This window comes from Streptomyces sp. BJ20 (assembly GCF_022869105.1).
GTDB classification, from domain to species: Bacteria; Actinomycetota; Actinomycetes; order Streptomycetales; family Streptomycetaceae; genus Streptomyces; species Streptomyces griseoincarnatus.
The window spans coordinates 4,436,435-4,453,886 of record NZ_CP094918.1 but is presented as its reverse complement, the minus strand read 5'-3'; the positions used below and the strand labels follow the sequence as shown (position 1 = coordinate 4,453,886).

Here is a 17,452-nt window from a genome sequence, read left to right as displayed (position 1 = left end):
AAGGACACCACGATGTCCGTCGACAGGCACCAGGCCTCCGACCCTCCCCCAGCCTCCGGACGGGGGAACCCCCATCTCGCTGCGCTCGGTGACGACGAGCTGAGGACGCTGGACGCGCACTGGCGCGCCGCGAACTACCTGGCCGTCGGCCAGATCTACCTCATGGCGAACCCCCTGCTCACCGAGGAGCTGCGCCCGGACCACGTGAAGCCGCGCCTGCTCGGCCACTGGGGAACCTCGCCCGGTCTGAACCTCGTCTACACCCACCTCAACCGGGTGATCCGGGCCCGTGACCTGGACGCCCTGTGCGTGTGGGGTCCGGGACACGGCGGGCCGGCCGTGGTCGCCGGGTCCTGGCTGGAGGGGTCGTACACCGAGACCTATCCCGACATCACGCGCGACGCGGCGGGGATGGGGCGGCTGTTCAAGCAGTTCTCGTTCCCCGGTGGCGTCCCCAGCCACGTCGCCCCCGAGACGCCCGGCTCCATCCACGAGGGCGGCGAACTCGGCTACTCCCTGTCGCACGCGTACGGCGCCGCCCTGGACCACCCGGACCTGGTGGTGGCCTGCGTCGTCGGCGACGGCGAGGCGGAGACCGGGCCGCTCGCGACCTCCTGGCACTCCAACAAGTTCCTCGACCCCGTCCACGACGGCGCCGTCCTGCCGATCCTCCACCTCAACGGCTACAAGATCGCCAACCCCGCCGTGCTGGCCCGCATCCCCGACGACGAGCTGGACGCGCTGCTCAGGGGCTACGGTCACGACCCCCTGCACGTGATCGGCGACGACCCGGCCGCGGTGCACCAGTCGATGGCGCGCGCCATGGACGCCGCCCTCGACCGCATCGCCGCCATCCAGCGCGCCGCCCGCGAGGACGGCGCGACCGAACGCCCCCGCTGGCCGATGATCGTGCTGCGCACCCCGAAGGGCTGGACGGGGCCCGCCGAGGTCGACGGGCTGCCCGTGGAGAACACCTGGCGCTCGCACCAGGTGCCGCTGCCCGGCGTCCGCGACAACCCCGACCATCTGCGGCAGCTGGAGGCGTGGCTGCGGTCGTACCGGCCCCAGGAGCTGTTCGACGAGGACGGCCGCCCCCACGCCGACGTCCTGGCCTGCGTCCCCGCCGGCGCCCGCCGCCTCGGCTCCAGCCCGTACGCCAACGGCGGGCTGATGCTGCGCGAGCTGCCGATGCCGCCGCTGGAACGGCACGCCGTCCCCGTCGACAAGCCGGGCGCGACGATGCACGAGCCGACCCGCGTCCTCGGCGACCTCCTCCGGGACGTCATGCGGGACACCGCGGACCGCCGTGACTTCCGGCTGGTCGGTCCGGACGAGACCGCCTCCAACCGCCTCCAGGCCGTGTACGAGGCGAGCGGCAAGGCGTGGCAGGCCGGCACGTACGAGGTGGACGAGGACCTCGACCGGCACGGCCGGGTGATGGAGATCCTCTCCGAACACACCTGTCAGGGCTGGCTGGAGGGCTACCTCCTCACCGGCCGGCACGGCCTGTTCTCCTGCTACGAGGCGTTCGTGCACATCGTCGACTCGATGGTCAACCAGCACATCAAGTGGCTGCGCGTCACCCGCCGCCTGCCCTGGCGCGCCCCCATCGCCTCCCTGAACTACCTGCTGACCTCGCACGTCTGGCGCCAGGACCACAACGGCTTCTCCCACCAGGACCCCGGCTTCGTCGACCACATCCTCAACAAGAGCCAGGAGGCCGTACGGGTCTACCTGCCGCCGGACGCCAACACCCTGCTGTCGGTGGCCGACCACTGCCTGCGCAGCCGCGACTACGTCAACGTGATCGTGGCCGGCAAGCAGCCCTGCTTCGACTGGCTGTCCATGGAGGACGCGCGGGCGCACTGCGCGCGCGGCGCCGGCATCTGGGACTGGGCGGGCACCGAGACCGGCGACCGCGAACCCGACGTGGTGCTGGCCTGCGCGGGTGACGTCCCCACCCAGGAGGTCATGGCGGCCGCGCAGCTGTTGCGCCGACACCTGCCCGAGCTGGCCGTGCGGGTCGTCAACGTCGTCGACATCGCCCGTCTGCTGCCCCGTGCGGAGCACCCGCACGGCATGTCCGACTTCGAGTACGACGGCCTGTTCACCGCGGACAAGCCGGTGATCTTCGCCTACCACGGCTACCCGTGGCTGATCCACCGGCTCGCCTACCGCCGCACCGGGCACCCTCACCTGCACGTGCGCGGCTACAAGGAGATCGGCACCACGACCACGCCGTTCGACATGGTGGTCCGCAACGACCTGGACCGCTACCGGCTGGTGATGGACGTCATCGACCGCGTCCCGGGGCTCGCGGTACGAGCCGCCGCGGTACGGCAGCGGATGGAGGACGTCCGCCTGCGCCACCACGACTGGATCCGCGAACACGGCACCGACCTGCCCGAGGTCGCCGACTGGACCTGGGACGGCTGACCCGGCCGCACCCCGCGTCGAAAGGCACACGCGAGCGGGATGTTTTGCGGGTCCTTTACAGTTGGCGTGGAAGCAGTCCATTCTGCTTCCACACAACTTCGTACTGTTCGAAAAGGAGCGACGGTCCCCCGATGGGTGATCCTCCCAGTAGTAGCCGTGCCACCACCCGCAGTCCGCGTCATGCGGCCGGTCAGGGAGCGGGGGTGGCACGGTGACCGAGATCCTGCTGCTCCTGCTCGCCCTGCTGCTGACGCTGGCCTGCGGGGTTTTCGTCGCGGCCGAGTTCTCCCTCACCACCGTCGAGCGCGCCGAACTCGAGCGCGCCGCCGGCGCGGGTGAGCGCGGCGCGGCCGGTGCGCTGGCCGCCGTACGCCGCCTGACGGTCCAGCTGTCAGGCGCCCAGCTCGGCATCACCGTCACCTCCCTGGTGATCGGCATGCTCGCCGAGCCGTCCCTCGCCGCGTTGCTGCGCGGCCCGCTGCGGGCGGCCGGCCTCGGCTCCGCCGCCCCGACCGTGGCGACCCTGCTCGGCGTGGCTCTGTCCACGGTGGTGCTGATGGTCGTCGGCGAGCTGGTCCCGAAGAACTGGGCCATCTCGCGTCCCGTCGCGGTCGCCAAGGTCGTCGCCGGGCCGCAGCGCGCCTTCACGGCCGCGTTCGGCCCGTTCATCAACCACCTCAACGGCACCGCCAACCGCTTCGTGCGCCGCATCGGCCTGGAGCCGGCGGAGGAACTGGCGTCCGCCCGCACCGCCGAGGAGCTGAGCGCCCTCGCCCGGCACTCCGCCGCCGAGGGCGCGCTGGAGGCGGACTCGGCGGAGCTGTTCGTGCGCACGCTGCACCTGAGCGAGCTGACCGCCGAGAACGTGATGACACCGCGCGTCGACGTCCGCGCCCTGGAGGTGCACGCCACCGCCGCCGACGCCGCGACGCTCAGCCACGCCACCGGCCTGTCCCGTTTCCCGGTGTACCGCGACAGCCTCGACGAGGTCGTCGGCACCGTCCACATCCGGGACGTGCTCGCCCTGGAGCCGGAGCGGCGCGCCGCCACGCCCGTCACCGAGCTGACCACGCCGCCGTTGCTGGTCCCCGACAGCCTCCCCGCCGACCGGCTGCTGGAGCGCATGCGCGCCCACCGCGCCATGGCCGTCGTCATCGACGAGTACGGCGGCACGGCGGGCGTCGCCACCGTGGAGGACATCGTCGAGGAGGTCGTCGGCGAGGTCCGTGACGAGCACGACCCGGTCGAGGTGCCCGAACTGGCGCCCGCACCCCCCGCCGACGACGGCCGCGAGGTGTGGGAGGCCGACGGCGGCCTCCGGCTCGACCGGCTCACCGCCCTGGGCCTCACCGCCCCGGACGGCCCGTACGAGACGGTCGCCGGACTGATCGCCACCCGCCTGGCCCGGATCCCCGTGGCGGGCGACTCGGTGGACGTGGACGGCTGGCGGCTCGACGTGCTCGCGGTCGAGCACCACCGCGCCGACCGCATACGCGTCACCGCCCCGGCCCCCGTACGGGCCGAGGTCCTGGAGGAAGCCCGATGACCGTCCTGCAGCTCGCCATCGGCGTCCTCACCCTGCTCACCAACGCGTTCTTCGTGGGCGCCGAGTTCGCCCTGATCTCGGTGCGCCGCAGCCAGATCGAGCCGCGCGCCCTCGCGGGCGAGAAGCGCGCCAGGATGACGCTGTGGGCGCTGGAGCACCTGTCCGCGATGATGGCCACCGCCCAGCTCGGCATCACGGTGTCGTCGCTGGTGCTCGGCGCGGTCGCCGAACCGGCCATCGCGCATCTGCTGGAGCCGCCGTTCGAGGCGGTCAACGTCCCGGACGCGCTGGTCCACCCGATCGCGTTCGTGATCGCCCTGACCCTCGCCACATATCTGCACATGCTGATCGGCGAGATGGTGCCGAAGAACATCGCCCTCGCCGCGCCCGTGCCCAGCGCGCTGCTGCTGGGCCCGCCGCTGGTGTGGCTGACCCGGGCGCTGCGGCCCTTCGTGTTCGGCATCAACGCCTTCGCCAACGTCCTGCTGCGGCTGCTGCGGGTCGAGCCGAAGGACGAGGTGGAGTCGGTGTTCACCGACGACCAGCTCGCCCGGATGGTCGTCGACTCCAGCGAGGCCGGACTGCTCACCCCGGCGGACGGGGAGCGGCTGCGGGACGCGCTGGAGCTGGGCACCCGCCCGGTCGGCGAGATCCTCGTCCCGGCCGGGAAGATGCACGCCGTCGACCACACGGTCACCCCGGCGCGGCTGGAGCGCGTGGCCGCCGGGGCGGGCCTGTCCCGCTTCCCGGTCACCGGCCCCGACGGCGCGCTCCTGGGCTACCTGCACATCAAGGACACCCTCGGCGTGACCGAACGGGACCGCCCGTTCCCGCGCACCGCGCTGCACAAGGTCACCCGGGTCCGCATCGACACCCCGCTCGACGACACGCTCACCGCGCTCCGCGCGGAGGGCAGCCACCTCGCCGCGGCCGTCGGCGAGAACGGCAAGGTCATCGGCTTCGTGACGATGGAGGACGTCCTGACGGAACTGGTCGGCCCGGCGGCTCCCGCCCCGGCCTGACCCCTGGTCCCGACGACACCCCGCGGCCCCGGCCGGACACCTGTCCGGCCGGGGCCGCGGTCATGTGTCGCGGGCCGTCACCCGTCCAGGCGCCGCCGCCGCTCGTTGTGCCAGGCGATCGCGCGGCGGATGTCGGGCTCGTCCAGGCCCGTACGGCAGGCCAGCTCCGTCATCGTGAGGACCGGGCGGCCGGACGTCAGGACGCGGCCGATCTTGCCCGCCCAGAGCTCCTCCTGGACGAAGGGCCGCTGCCGGTAGGCGGCGCGGACCATCTCCAGGTGGGTCTCGCAGCACGCGGTGACGCGGCGCAGCCCGTCGTGCAGCGGGTCGTCGGGGAGCACGGCCGAGGAGTCGGCCACATGACCGCACACCGCCTCCTCGGGAGGGAACGTCCTCCCGCACAGATCGCACAACTCCTGTACGGAGGCGACAGATCGGCGTGCGTGCTTCCTGCGTCCCCACATGGAAAGCTCCCGGTGGCCGGCTGTGCCCAGCGTACTGCGCGGGGCCGCCGCCCACCCGGCGGTCCTGGGATCCGCCCCGCCCCGGTCTACGGCACGCCCAGCTCGAACAGCACGTACCCCGCGTACGACCCCGACGCCACCGCCGCCGTGCCCAGCACGGCGGCCAGCACGGGCCCGCTCAGCCGCCGCATGGCCAGGGCGAGCGGCACGAACAGCGGGAACAGCGGCAGCAGATAGCGCGAGACGTTGCCGAAGTACTGCTGCGTGCCCATCACCGTCAGGTACGACAGCACCGTGTACACGACCAGCACGGACGGCGGCCTCAGCCGTATCAGCAGCACGGTCAGCACCGGCACCGTCAGCACCACCCCGACGCCGATCGTGTCCTCCATCGGCATGGCGAAGAGGTAGTCGAAGTGGCCCACCGGCACGGAGGTCAGCACGTCGAGGCTGTGCCGGCCCCAGTCGAACGTGTGGCCCCAGGCGCCCTCCTGGAGCTTGGTGTAGCCGCCCCAGTCGCCCATCCGGTACCCCACCCAGGCCAGGTAGCCGGCCACGCCGAGCGGGGCGATCATCACGGCGGCCAGCGGCTGCCGCCAGTCCTCCCGCCGCTGGACCACCGCGGCCACTCCCGCGACGGCCAGTGCCGCGACCAGGGCGACCGCTGTCGGCCGGGTCAGCCCCGCGGCGAAGACCAGCACCCCGGCGGCCGCCCAGCGGCGGGTCGCCACGGCCCAGCACGCCCAGGCGGCCAGCGCCGTGTACAGCGACTCGGAGTACACCGCCCACTCCGTGCCCGACCCCGGCCACACCGCCCACAGGCCGACGGCGACCAGCCCGGCCCTGCGCCCGCCCAGCCGCGAGGTCACGGCGTGGATGCCGAGAGCGGCGACGAACGAGCACACCACGGACACGGCCATCCCGGCGCCGTACGGGCCGAGTCCGGTGACCTCCGTGACCAGCCGCATCAGCGCCGGGTACAGCGGGAAGAACGCCGCCGAGTTGCCCTCCAGCGTGATCATCCCGGTCGCGCCGGGGACCGGCTCCAGGGCGGGGTCGTAGCCGTGCAGGGCGATCTGCTGGTACCACCAGCCGTCCCAGCTTCCCAGCACGTCCCACGGGTGTGCGCCGCCGCCGAACCGTGGGTGCTTCTCCCGGAAGTCGCCGGCCGAGTCCAGCAACAGCATGAAGACGGTGAAGCCCGCCAGCTTGAGTACGCCGTACACGGCGAGGACGGGCCCGACGCGGGCCGCGAGACGGCGCAGCAGCTCGCGCGGGCGGCCGGGCGCGGGTTCGGACGGCGCGGGGGAGGGGGTCGCCGCCGGTCCGGGACGGCGGGTCGTCGTGGTGCCGGTCATGAGGCGGAGGTCCCTGTCGTACGGCGGGAGCGGCGGCCGGGGAGGACCCAGGCGCGCAGCAGGTGGAAGCGGAGCAGGGCGGCGGCGAGGTTCGCCGCGACCAGCACCGGCAGCTCCGCCCCGGGGCCGGCTCCGGGGACGGCGTGGTGGAGGACGGCCAGCGCGGCGCCGGTGACGGCGAGGCCGGCCAGCAGGGCCACCAGCCCGCCGAGGTGGTGCGCGGGCAGCCCCGCGCGTCCGCGCACGCCGAAGGTGAAGCGCCGGTTGGCCGCGGTGTTGAGGACGGTGCACAGGAGCAGGGCGAGCGCGTTGCCCGCCTGGGCCCCGGCGGCCGGCCGCAGCAGGACGTACAGCGTGAGGTGCAGCAGTGTGCTGACGGCGCCCACGGCGGCGAAGCGGAGCATCTGGGCGAACCGGCCGGGCGGAGGGGCCGCGGCGGATCCGGCCGTCGTCCCGGCGCTGCCCAGCGCGGCCAGCGGCAGCCGTCCGCCCGCCAGCGCCCGCCCCAGCCGGGCCATGCCGCGCAGATCGGCGAGCGCCGTGGAGAGCAGGTCCACCCTGCTGTCGGGGTCGTCCACCCAGTCCACCGGCACCTCGTGGATGCGCAGCCCGGCCCGCTCGGCGAGCACCAGCAGCTCCGTGTCGAAGAACCACTCGCGGTCCTCCACCAGCGGCAGCAGCCGCTCGGCCACCTCCCGCCGGACCGCCTTGAACCCGCACTGCGCGTCGGTGAACCCGACGGAGAGCGTGCCGCGCAGCAGCCCGTTGTAGCAGCGGGAGATGATCTCCCGCTTCGGCCCGCGCACCACCCGGGAGCCCCGGGCGAGACGCGTGCCGATCGCGAGGTCCGAGTGGCCTGAGATCAGCGGGGCGACCAGCGGCAGCAGAGCCGCGAGGTCGGTGGACAGATCCACGTCGAGATAGGCCAGCACGGGGGCGGGGGAGCGGGACCAGGCGGTTTGCAGGGCGCGTCCGCGTCCCTTCTCCTCCAGCCGCACCCACTGGGTTCCGGGAAGCTCACCGGCCAGACGGGCGGCGATCCACGGGGTCCGGTCGGTGCTGGCGTTGTCGGCGACCGTGATCCGGAACGGGTACGGGAAGGTCTCCGCGAGGTGCGCGTGGAGCCGCCGGACGCAGGGTTCGAGATCGTGCTCCTCGTTGTGCACGGGCACGACCACCTCCAGGACGGGCTCGGGGTGGGGGAGCCCGGGATCGAGGGGCGGTGCGGGCCGCCGGGCGGTTCTCATGACGGGTCCTTTTCCGGCGTACGCCTGGGGTCGAGGGGTGGAAGCGGGGTCGGCCGACACTTTGGTATGGGCATGCCAAGTGCACCCGTAGGGTGGTCCGGGGTGCGGGAGGCAGAGGGACGCGGAGGCGGGTCCACGGCCGCCTCCGGGGAGTCACCCGCTCGGCGGCGGGTAGGTCGGGGTGCCGTTCACGTCGGGTGTGGAGGTTCCGGCCTCCGTCGTCCCCGGGGACACGGATCCGGAGGTCGTCGAGCCGGGGTCCGTCATGGGTGGTCCGGTCGTCGTGGAGCCGCCCGGCGTGCCGGACTCCGTGCTGTCGGGCGGCGGCAGCGAGGTGCTCGGATCCGCCGTGGCGGACGCCGTCCCGGTGGGGCCGCCGGAGCGCGGGGGAGCGGTCGACCCGGTCGCGGGCAGCGGCAGGTCGGCCGGCGCGGGCCCGGACCCGAGGTGCGGCAGGAACGCCAGGCCGACGCTCAGCCCGGCCACGGCGAGGGCGGAACCGCCCGCCCGCACCAGCACCCGCGTCCGGCGCCGGGCACGGATGCCGTCGTACAGGCGCGCGCGGCGGCCCGGGTCGAAGGGGGTGTGCGCCCGGCCCTCGCGCATCATCCGTGTCAGCTCACGCTCGAAGTCGTCCATCGCTGCTCCCCTCACTTCACGGGCCGGGCGGAGTCGGACAGGATCTCCCGCAGCCGCGCCACACCGCGGGACGCGTGGGAGCGGGCCGTGCCCACGGGACAGCCGAGGGCCTGCGCCACCTGGCCCTCGGGCAGGTCCTCGTAGTACCGCAGCACCACGGCCGCCCGCTGGCGGGGCGTCAGCAGGGCCAGCGCCGCCTCGAGGCGCGAGCGCTCGGCGACGGCCGCGGACACGTCGCCCGGTCCTGGCCGGTCGGGAAGTTCACCCACCGGGCGCTCACCCCACCAGCGCCGGCGGGCCGAGCGGGCGGCCAGCCGCACCAGCACCTGACGGACGTACGCCTCCGGCGCCTGCTCGGCGACCTTCGGCCAGGCGAACCACAGCTTCACCAGGGACTCCTGCACCAGGTCCTCGGCCCGCTGGCGGTCGCCGCCGGTGAGCAGACGCGCGACATGCAGCAGCGCCGACCAGCGGGCGGCCACGAACTCGTCGAAGCCGTCGGCCCGAAACCGCTGCATCCCTTACCGCCCCGTGTCCGTACAAGCCCTTGCACCTGGAAGAAGGCACTGGGAAGGGGGAAACGATGCAGCAAAGTGCTGTGACCCGCCTCACGTCCGGAAACGCGCCTGACGGTGCCCGGAGGCACTGTCAGGCCGATCCGATGCGCACACCCGGAAGAGCAGCACGCGTCGCGGTACTGGACCCCGCGGGAGCCGTCTTCCTGTTCCGCTACGACAACCCCGAGGTCGGCGTGCACCGGGCGATGCCCGGCGGCGGCATGGAGCCGGGCGAGTCACCGCTGGAGGCCGCCGGGCGGGAGGTGCGGGAGGAGACCGGGTGGAGCGACCTCGTGATCGAGGACGGCGTGCTGTGTCTGTGGGAGCACGACTTCACCCGGGTCGGCGTGCCCGTCCGTCAGCATGAGCACATCTACCTCGCGTACGCCCCACACCGGGAGCCGGCCGGGGACCTCACGGCCGCGCATGCGGAGGACAAGATCGAGCGGTGGCGGTGGCGGTGGCGGTGGCGGTGGTGGTCGCCGGCCGACCTGGCGGCCGGGCACGAGCCGTTGTGGCCGCCGCAGCTGCCGGAACTGCTGGCCGAGGTGCGGAGGTCGGGGGCTCCGGCGACTCCGGTCGACCTCGGCTTCGTCCCGAACCGACCGGTCGTCCGGGGCTGAGCCGTACGATGCTGGTCGTCCGGGGCTGAGCCGTACGGTGCTGGTCGTCCGGGCCGAACCGTCCGGCATGACACGACGACCGCCCCGGGACAGGACGGCCTTCTGTGACACGGCGGCCTCATGCGGCACGGCGGGCCCCGTGACACGAGAACGGCCCCGGCGGACGCCGGGGCCGTTCGAGGGTCAGTGGGCGCCGGGCCCGCCGCTGCCGAAGCCGCCGCTGCCGCCCTCGTCCCAGCGGGGGCGGCCCTCGGCGGCGCCGGTGCGGGTGCCGGCGTTGCCGGTGCCCTTCAGCTCGTGCGGGGTCAGCCGCTCGTCGGTCCGGGGCATCGCCTCCGGCTCCCGGTGCTCCTGCACCTCGCGGACCGGGCCGCCCTCGGGCATCCGGGGCTGCTCGTCGGGCCGGGGCCGCCGGGAGTCGTTGTCGCGTACCTTGCGGCTGCCGAGCAGGAACATGCCGATCAGCAGGGCCAGGACCACGATCCCCGCCACCACCAGTCCGACGCCGAGGGCACCGCGTCCCGCCGCCAGGTCGGCTGTCTCCATAGCGTTCATCATGTCCTCCCGGGTACCCCGGGACCTCGCCCCGAACCAGCCCGCCCCCGACGGACCCGCCCGCTGGACGCCGCGGAACCCTTGCGGCGACGGTGCGGACCGGGTTTGACGCACCGTACGGCGGCAACCCGCGCGGTGTGACGACGACATCGCAGGAGGAGCTGTTCCGGTTCCTGGAGGACCGGTTCGCCTGCGCCCAGGCCTGCACCGAGTGTGCCCGGGCCTGCGCGACCCGGGCCGGCCTCGTGGACCCCGACGGCGCCGAGAACCAGGAACTCGTACGACGCAAGGGCATCATGTGCGCGGAGGTCTGCGACGCGACCTGCCGGGTGCTGTCCGAGCAGAACCAGGCCGACGAGGCCACCATCCGGATGCAGGTCGAGTGGTGCCGCCAGGTGTGCCTGGAGAGCGCCCAGGTCTTCGACGGACACCCCGGCGCCGAACGCACGGCGGAGGCCTGCCGCGCCTGCGCCCGGGCCTGCACCGCATTCCTCGACACCCTCAACTGACCCACCGCTCCGCCCCGTCCCCGCCGCCCCCGGCCCCGTACAAACTCGGGCGAGTTGTCGCCATACTGGACGGGACCGGGGGAGGTCGGACGGACTACGACGGGGGCGGCGTAGGACATGGGGGACGACACACGGCTGATCGGCGGCCGGTACCGGCTGCTGGACCGCGTCGGACGCGGCGGCATGGGGGAGGTCTGGCGGGCGCGGGACGAGTCGCTCGGCCGGCAGGTCGCGGTGAAGTGCCTCGACCCGCTCGGCCCGCAGCGCGACCCGTCGTTCGGGCGGGTGCTGCGCGAGCGGTTCCGCCGCGAGGCGCGGGTGGCGGCCTCGCTCCAGCACCGCGGGATCACCGTGGTGCACGACTTCGGCGAGTCGGACGGCGTGCTCTACCTGGTGATGGAGCTGCTCCAGGGCCGTGACCTCAGCCGGCTCCTCGAGGACAACAAGCACCATCCGCTGCCCGTCGACGAGGTGGTGGAGGTGGCGGCGCAGGTCGCCGCAGCCCTCGCCTACACCCACGACCAGGGCGTCGTGCACCGCGACCTGAAACCCGCCAACATCGTGCGGCTCGACGACGGCACGGTGAAGATCTGCGACTTCGGCATCGCCCGCCTCGGGCACGACATCGGCTTCACCTCCCGGCTCACCGGCACCGGCGTTGCCATGGGCACCCCGCACTACATGTCGCCGGAGCAGATCGCCGGGGAGGAGGTCGACCGGCGCAGCGACCTGTACTCCTTCGGATGCGTGCTCTACGAGATCGCCACCGGGGCGCCGCCGTTCGACCTGGACGACGCCTGGGCGGTCCTCGTCGGCCACCGCGACACCCCGCCCCGGCCGCCGCGCCGCCACCGCGCGGAGCTGCCCGAGCGGCTGGACCGCGTCATCCTCGACCTGCTGGCCAAGGACCCGGACGACCGGCCGGACAGCGCGCTCGAACTCGGCGCACGCATCAAGGAGTTGCGCTCCGCGCCCGGCACGGCCGGACGTCCGGCGCTCCCCGGTCCCGCGGGCGGCCCTTCCACCGGACGCACCGCCGGCGCGGCGGGACGCCCCGAGCGGCTGCCGTCCTGGACGCGCGGAGGGAACGCCGTCCGCACCGCCGGAGCCGCGCCGCCCGCCTCCACCGGCGACCCCCGGCCCACCCCCTCGGCGACCGCGCTCACCGCCCTCGCCGAGCGCCACCACGCCGCCCTCCGCCTCGGCCGCCTCGGCCGCTGGGAGGAGGCCGGTGAACTGCACGGGGAGGTCGCCGCCGAACGTGAACGCCTCCTCGGTCCGGACCACCCGGACACCCTCGCAGGCCGCTACGAGGTGGCGTTCACCCTCAGCCGCACCGGCCGGCCCGCCGACGCCCTGCGCGCCTACAAGAACGTCGCCGAGGCCCGGATCCGCGTCCTCGGACCCGACCACCCCGACACCCTCGCCGCGCGCCAGGAGATGGGGTACGTCCTCGCCCAGCTGGGCCGCCCGGCCGATGCCCACCGCGTGTACCTGTCGGTGCTGGAGGCCCGCGAGCGGACCATGGGCCCCGACCACCCCGACGCCCTGCGCTGCCGCCACAACCTCGCCTTCAACCTCAGCAGACTCGGCCGCCTGGACGACGCCCACACCATGGCGTGCGAGGTGGCCGAGGCACGCGCCCGGGTGCTCGGCCCCGACCACCCCGACACCCTCGTCACCCGCTGCGAGGTCGCCTACGTCCTCGGCCGCCTGGGCCGTTGGAAGGAGGCCCTGGAGACCTACCGCGACGTGGCCGTGGTCCGCACCCGCGTCCTCGGCCCGGACCACGCCGACACCCTCGCCGCCCGGCACGAGGTGGGCGTCGGCCTCGGCCGCCTCGGCCGCGTCGGGCAGGCCTTGGACGTGTACCGCCGCCTGGTCGTCGACCGCACCCGGGTGAACGGCCCCCACCACCCCGGGACGCTGCGCGCCCGGCACGGCGTCGGCGTCGCCCTCGGCCGGCTGGGCCGGTGGACGGACGCCCTCGCCGAGTCCCGCGAGGTGGCCGCCCTGCGCGAACGGGTGCTCGGCGCCGAGCACCCCGACACCCTGGTCAGCCGCAGGGAGGTCGCCGTCGCGCTGGGCTGGCTGGGCGACTGGGCGCACGCGCTCACCGAGTACCGGAGGGTGGCCGACGCCCGGGAGCGGATCCTCGGCGCGGACCACCCCGACACGCTCGCCGCCCGCGAGGACGAGGCGCACTGCCTGGAGCGTGTCGGCCATCTCAAGGAAGCGGCGGACCTGTACGGGCGGCTGGCGTCGCCGCGGGGGCACGGCCTGGCCGGAGGCGCGTAGTCCGGTTCGCCGCGGTCCAGCCCTCTCACCCGCGGTCACCTCTGGCCGCGGACGATCATCACGTGTTACGAAGAGGCATGACCGCAGCTCAGGAGTCCCGGACGTACGACGTCGTCATCGTCGGGGGAGGCCACAACGGCCTCACCGCCGCCGCCTATCTCGCCCGTGCCGGGCGCTCCGTACTGGTGCTGGAGCGGCTGGACCACACCGGCGGCGCCGCGATCTCCACGCGCCCCTTCGCCGGCGTCGACGCACGCCTGTCCCGGTACTCGTACCTGGTCAGCCTGCTGCCCCGGAAGATCCTCACCGACCTGGGGCTCGACGTCCGGCTCGGCGCCCGCACCATCTCCTCGTACACACCCACCGAGCGCGACGGCCGGCCCACCGGCCTCCTCGTCGGCGGCGGCGAGGAACGCACCCGCGAGGCCTTCGTCCGTCTCACCGGCTCCGACCGCGAGTACCGGGCCTGGCAGAGCTTCTACGAGCTGACCGGCCGGGTCGCCCGCCGGGTGTTCCCGACGCTCACCGAGCCGCTTCCCACCCGCGGGGAGCTGCGCCGCACGGTGGAGGACGAGGAGGCCTGGCGGATCTTCTTCGAGGAGCCGCTGGGCGTCGCCGTCGAGGACCGCTTCTCCGACGACCTGGTGCGCGGCGTCGTCCTCACCGACGCGCTCATCGGCACCTTCGCCGACGCCCACGACCCGTCCCTGAAGCAGAACCGCTGCTTCCTCTACCACGTCATCGGCGGCGGCACCGGCGCCTGGGACGTCCCGGTCGGCGGCATGGGCGCGGTCACCGACGCGCTCGCCGACGCCGCCCGCAAGGCCGGCGCCGTCATCGCCACCGGCCACGAGGCCGTACGCATCGAGACCGACGGCCGCACCGCCGAGGTCACCCACCGCACGGCCGACGGCGAGGGGGTCGTCACCGCGGGCCACGTCCTCGTCAACGCCTCCCCGGAGGAGCTGGCACGGCTCACCGGCGACACGCCCCCGCCGCACGCCGAGGGCGCCCAGCTCAAGGTGAACATGCTGCTCACGAGGCTGCCGCGGCTGCGCGACAGCTCCGTCGACCCGCGTGAGGCGTTCGCCGGCACCTTCCACATCGCCGAGGGCTACCAGCAGCTGGCCACCGCGCACGCCCAGGCCGACGCGGGCCGGCTGCCCGACGCACCGCCGTCGGAGATCTACTGCCACTCGCTCACCGACCCGTCGATCCTCGGGCCCGAGCTCGCGGCACAGGGCTACCAGACCCTCACCCTGTTCGGACTGCACACGCCCGCGCGGCTGTTCGAGCGGGACAACGACGCGGTGCGCGAGGAGCTGCTGAAGGCGACGATCGCCCAGCTGGACGCCCATCTGGCCGAGCCGATCGCCGACTGCCTCGCCACGGACGCCGACGGCCGCCCCTGCATCGAGGCCAAGTCGCCCCTCGACCTGGAACGCGATCTGGGGCTGCCCGGCGGCAACATCTTCCACCGCGACCTGTCCTGGCCCCACGCCCAGGACGGCACCGGCCGCTGGGGCGTGGAGACGCCCCACGTCAACGTGCTGCTCTGCGGCGCCGGAGCGGTGCGCGGCGGCGGGGTCAGCGGGGTGCCGGGCCACAACGCGGCGATGGCCGTCCTGGAGTCCGGCCAGGCCTGACGCCCCGGCGGGCCTCAGCCGTTCTCCCGTGAGCCGGTGGCGTCGGAGGGGGTGCCGTGCCCGCCACGTGGGCGGTGCGTCCGTGCAGTACCGCCAGGGGACGATCAGGGTGTCGCGGCGGACGGGCCGGACCGCCGGATCGACCGCCGTCCCGGCTCCGGGCCGGGTGGTGCCGGAGGGGCGCGGTCGCCGTGCCGGTGGTCCGCCGAGCATGTCAGGCAGGGGTGCGGGACGGTTTCGCGGGTGATGCCCCTGCCGGCCGGGGGCCCGTCCAGGCGTCCTTCCCGGATCCGGTTCTCCGTTCCGGGCCGGGTGGTGTCCGCCGAGGGATGGTCGGACCCGGGCGTCCCGGGCGTCCCGGGCGTCCGGGGCGTTCGGGGCGGACCCGTGGGTCACGCCCCGGCCGGTCGGGCGGCGAGCTCAGTCGGTTTCCCGGCTCCAGCCCTCCGCGCGGAGCCGCGCCGCGTCGGCGGGGCGGGACTCGTCGAAGAGACGGCGGCGGTCCCGCTCGACGCGCAGCCCGTCGACGTAGGCGCCGCGCCCCACGTACAGCCGGTCCGTGGTGTACCGCCAGCGCACGACCACGGCGGGAGCGACCGGCAGGTCCGCGCTCAGGTCGTGCCAGACGCGGCCCGACCAGCCGGTGACCGTGCCCGTCGGGTGCCGCTCGGCGGAGCCGCCGCGCCGCCGCGTGGTGAACGGCACGGGCTTCCAGGTCGTCCCGCCGTCCGCGGAGGACTCGAGTACCAGGACGTCGGCCTCCGGCTCGGTGTCCCACCACAGCGCGCAGCTCAGCCGGGCCGCTCCGGACGAGGTGTCCAGCGCCGGCAGGGCGAGGGTCGCCGTGGCCGCGCCCGCCATCCCCGAGAACCACGCCGTGCGCCCCCGGGCCGGGCGGACCGGCACCGCGCGGGCCAGCTGGTTGGCGGCGGCCACCCGGGGCGCCGAACCGGACCGCCAACTGCGCACCGGGTGGACCGAGTTGCCGAGGACGACGAGGAACGAGTCGGTGCTCGGGTCGAGCACCAGCGCGGTGCCGGTGAAACCGGTGTGCCCGGCCGTGCGCGGGGTGGCCATCGCGCCCATGTACCAGTGCTGGTAGAGCTCGAAGCCCAGTCCGTGCTCGTCGCCCGGGAACGCGGTGTTGAAGTCGGTGAACATCAGCTCCACCGACTCCGGCCGCAGGATCCGCTTCCTCCCGCACACACCGCCGTCGAGCAGCGTCCGCGCGAGGATCGCCAGGTCCCACGCGTCGGAGAACACGCCCGCGTGGCCCGCGACCCCGCCGAGGCTGTACGCGTTCTCGTCGTGCACCTCTCCCCACACCAGCCCCCGGTCCAGCCCGGACCACGGCCGGCGGGCGTCCTCGGTGGCCGCGATCCTCGGCTTCCAGGACGCCGGAGGGTTGTAGCGGGTCCGGCGCATGCCGAGCGGCTCGGTGATCTCCTCGCGGAGCAGCACGTCCAGCCGCCGCCCGGTGACATGCTCCAGCACCAGCTGGAGCGAGATCAGGTTCAGGTCGGAGTACAGGTACGCGGTCCCCGGCGGGCTCGCGAGCGCCTCGTCGTAGACACGCTGCACCTTCTCCTCGTACGTCGCCGCCTCGTACAGCGGGATCCAGGCCCGGAAGCCGGACGTGTGCGTCAGCAGCTGGCGTATCGTCACGTCCTGCTTCCCGGCCCGGCCGAAGTCCGGCAGGTACGAGGCGACCGGCGCCTCCAGCTCGATGCGGCCCCGCTCGATCTGCTGCACGGCGAGGACCGAGGTGAACAGCTTCGACACCGACGCCAGGTCGAAGACGGTGTCCTCGGCCATCGGGATCCGCTGGTCCGGCGGGAACTCGACGCCGGTGTCCGTCTCCTCGTCGTAGGCCTGGTAGCGCACAGCCATGCCGATGGGCTTGTGCAGCGCCACCGTGCCTCCGCGGCCGGCGAGCAGAACGGCCCCCGAGTACCAGGGGTGTTGCGGTGACGGCTGGAGGAACGCCTCGGCGTCGGTGACGAGTTGCTTCAGCGGCCCGGGCAGCAGCCCGGCCTCCCGCGCCGACCCGTGCCGCAGCGCGGGGCGGCCGTCCCCGCCGGACGAGGCGGCCGCGGCGGCCGGATCCGCGGGCAGCGACGCGAACGCCAGCCCGCCCCCCAGCGCCAGCGCCCCCAACCCGACTTGACGCCTGCTCATCCCTCTCGCGTCCGTCATCCGTCCACCCTCCCGAGTCCGGTCCCCGAGCTCTTTGAAAGTAACTTCCGGGGATCACCGCGCCGGATGAAACTTTCCTGTCAGGGGTGCCGGATGTCAATGGCTGTGGACAGAGGCGCACGAGGCCCCGCCCGAGCATGCGCTCCGATCGCAGTGCTCTGGCCACAGCGGTCCGTCGGTGCAGGGGAGGGGTCGCGATGGTGCGGCGCACCGAGATGCGGCGGGGTGAAGAACAGCTCACCCGGCCGGACGTGTTCACGCCCGAGGAACGGGACCGGCTGGTGACGGCCGCGGTCGAGCGGATCGTGACCGACGGGCGGTGACCCCGCCTCCAGGTGAGGACTCGGCGGGTGCGG

14 protein-coding genes and 1 pseudogene are annotated in these 17,452 nt (G+C 74.1%); 8 read left to right on the top strand and 7 right to left on the bottom strand.

Going from position 1 to position 17,452, the window contains the following annotated elements; genetic code table 11:
* The first annotated feature begins 12 nt into the window (after positions 1–12).
* The 3 genes from MTR79_RS19905 to MTR79_RS19895 all read left to right on the top strand — a co-directional run bounded on the left by MTR79_RS19905 (position 13) and on the right by MTR79_RS19895 (position 5,004).
* The gene (locus MTR79_RS19905; protein ID WP_244791590.1) at positions 13–2,436 is read left to right on the top strand and encodes a phosphoketolase family protein; all 2,424 of its coding nucleotides are present in this window, start codon (positions 13–15) and stop codon (positions 2,434–2,436) included.
* Positions 2,437–2,647: 211 nt separating this feature from the next.
* A complete protein-coding gene (locus MTR79_RS19900) occupies positions 2,648–3,982 on the top strand; it encodes a hemolysin family protein (RefSeq protein WP_048456544.1) in 1,335 nt (444 codons plus the stop codon).
* The gene (locus tag MTR79_RS19895) at positions 3,979–5,004 is read left to right on the top strand and encodes a hemolysin family protein (protein ID WP_086704199.1); all 1,026 of its coding nucleotides are present in this window, start codon (positions 3,979–3,981) and stop codon (positions 5,002–5,004) included. The genes MTR79_RS19900 and MTR79_RS19895 overlap by 4 nt, the downstream gene beginning before the upstream one ends.
* A gap of 77 nt (positions 5,005–5,081) precedes the next feature.
* On the opposite strand, the gene MTR79_RS19890 is transcribed toward MTR79_RS19895, so the two are convergent.
* From MTR79_RS19890 to MTR79_RS19870, 5 genes are all read right to left on the bottom strand, one after another.
* Positions 5,082–5,375: a hypothetical protein gene (locus MTR79_RS19890; protein ID WP_307815292.1), complete on the bottom strand. Its 294-nt coding sequence runs from the start codon at positions 5,373–5,375 to the stop codon at positions 5,082–5,084.
* Positions 5,376–5,554: 179 nt separating this feature from the next.
* Positions 5,555–6,826: a glycosyltransferase family 39 protein gene (locus MTR79_RS19885; RefSeq protein ID WP_244791588.1), complete on the bottom strand. Its 1,272-nt coding sequence runs from the start codon at positions 6,824–6,826 to the stop codon at positions 5,555–5,557.
* The gene (locus MTR79_RS19880; RefSeq protein WP_244791586.1) at positions 6,823–8,073 is read right to left on the bottom strand and encodes a glycosyltransferase; all 1,251 of its coding nucleotides are present in this window, start codon (positions 8,071–8,073) and stop codon (positions 6,823–6,825) included. Before MTR79_RS19880 ends, MTR79_RS19885 begins: the two co-directional genes overlap by 4 nt.
* Before the next feature lie 153 nt (positions 8,074–8,226).
* Positions 8,227–8,712 (bottom strand): cellulase, encoded by a 486-nt coding sequence (locus MTR79_RS19875; RefSeq protein ID WP_244791584.1) that lies wholly within the window; start codon positions 8,710–8,712, stop codon positions 8,227–8,229.
* 11 nt (positions 8,713–8,723) lie between these two features.
* Positions 8,724–9,230, bottom strand: coding sequence for a SigE family RNA polymerase sigma factor (locus tag MTR79_RS19870; protein ID WP_048456550.1), 507 nt, complete (start codon positions 9,228–9,230; stop codon positions 8,724–8,726).
* Positions 9,231–9,373: 143 nt separating this feature from the next.
* Here MTR79_RS19870 and MTR79_RS19865 point away from each other — a divergent pair, with 143 nt between their 5' ends.
* Positions 9,374–9,892, top strand: a complete 519-nt coding sequence (locus MTR79_RS19865) for an NUDIX domain-containing protein (protein WP_244791582.1) — start codon at positions 9,374–9,376, stop codon at positions 9,890–9,892.
* 183 nt (positions 9,893–10,075) lie between these two features.
* Here MTR79_RS19865 and MTR79_RS19860 read toward each other — a convergent pair whose 3' ends face one another.
* Positions 10,076–10,438: a DUF6479 family protein gene (locus MTR79_RS19860; protein ID WP_233229376.1), complete on the bottom strand. Its 363-nt coding sequence runs from the start codon at positions 10,436–10,438 to the stop codon at positions 10,076–10,078.
* A 146-nt stretch (positions 10,439–10,584) separates the two neighbouring features.
* Here MTR79_RS19860 and MTR79_RS19855 point away from each other — a divergent pair, with 146 nt between their 5' ends.
* The 3 genes from MTR79_RS19855 to MTR79_RS19845 all read left to right on the top strand — a co-directional run bounded on the left by MTR79_RS19855 (position 10,585) and on the right by MTR79_RS19845 (position 14,900).
* Positions 10,585–10,956: a ferredoxin gene (locus tag MTR79_RS19855; protein ID WP_086705487.1), complete on the top strand. Its 372-nt coding sequence runs from the start codon at positions 10,585–10,587 to the stop codon at positions 10,954–10,956.
* A 117-nt stretch (positions 10,957–11,073) separates the two neighbouring features.
* Positions 11,074–13,254, top strand: coding sequence for a serine/threonine-protein kinase (locus MTR79_RS19850; protein WP_244791580.1), 2,181 nt, complete (start codon positions 11,074–11,076; stop codon positions 13,252–13,254).
* A gap of 41 nt (positions 13,255–13,295) precedes the next feature.
* The gene (locus tag MTR79_RS19845) at positions 13,296–14,900 is read left to right on the top strand and encodes an NAD(P)/FAD-dependent oxidoreductase (protein WP_280518393.1); all 1,605 of its coding nucleotides are present in this window, start codon (positions 13,296–13,298) and stop codon (positions 14,898–14,900) included.
* Positions 14,901–15,320: 420 nt separating this feature from the next.
* Here MTR79_RS19845 and MTR79_RS19840 read toward each other — a convergent pair whose 3' ends face one another.
* Complete coding sequence (locus MTR79_RS19840) at positions 15,321–17,096, bottom strand: serine hydrolase domain-containing protein (protein ID WP_244791576.1); 1,776 nt, start codon at positions 17,094–17,096, stop codon at positions 15,321–15,323.
* Between the two features lie 230 nt (positions 17,097–17,326).
* Between MTR79_RS19840 and MTR79_RS19835 the strand changes: the two are divergent.
* A pseudogene (locus MTR79_RS19835) lies at positions 17,327–17,419 on the top strand (TetR/AcrR family transcriptional regulator); the annotation flags it as partial.
* Positions 17,420–17,452: the final 33 nt, after the last annotated feature.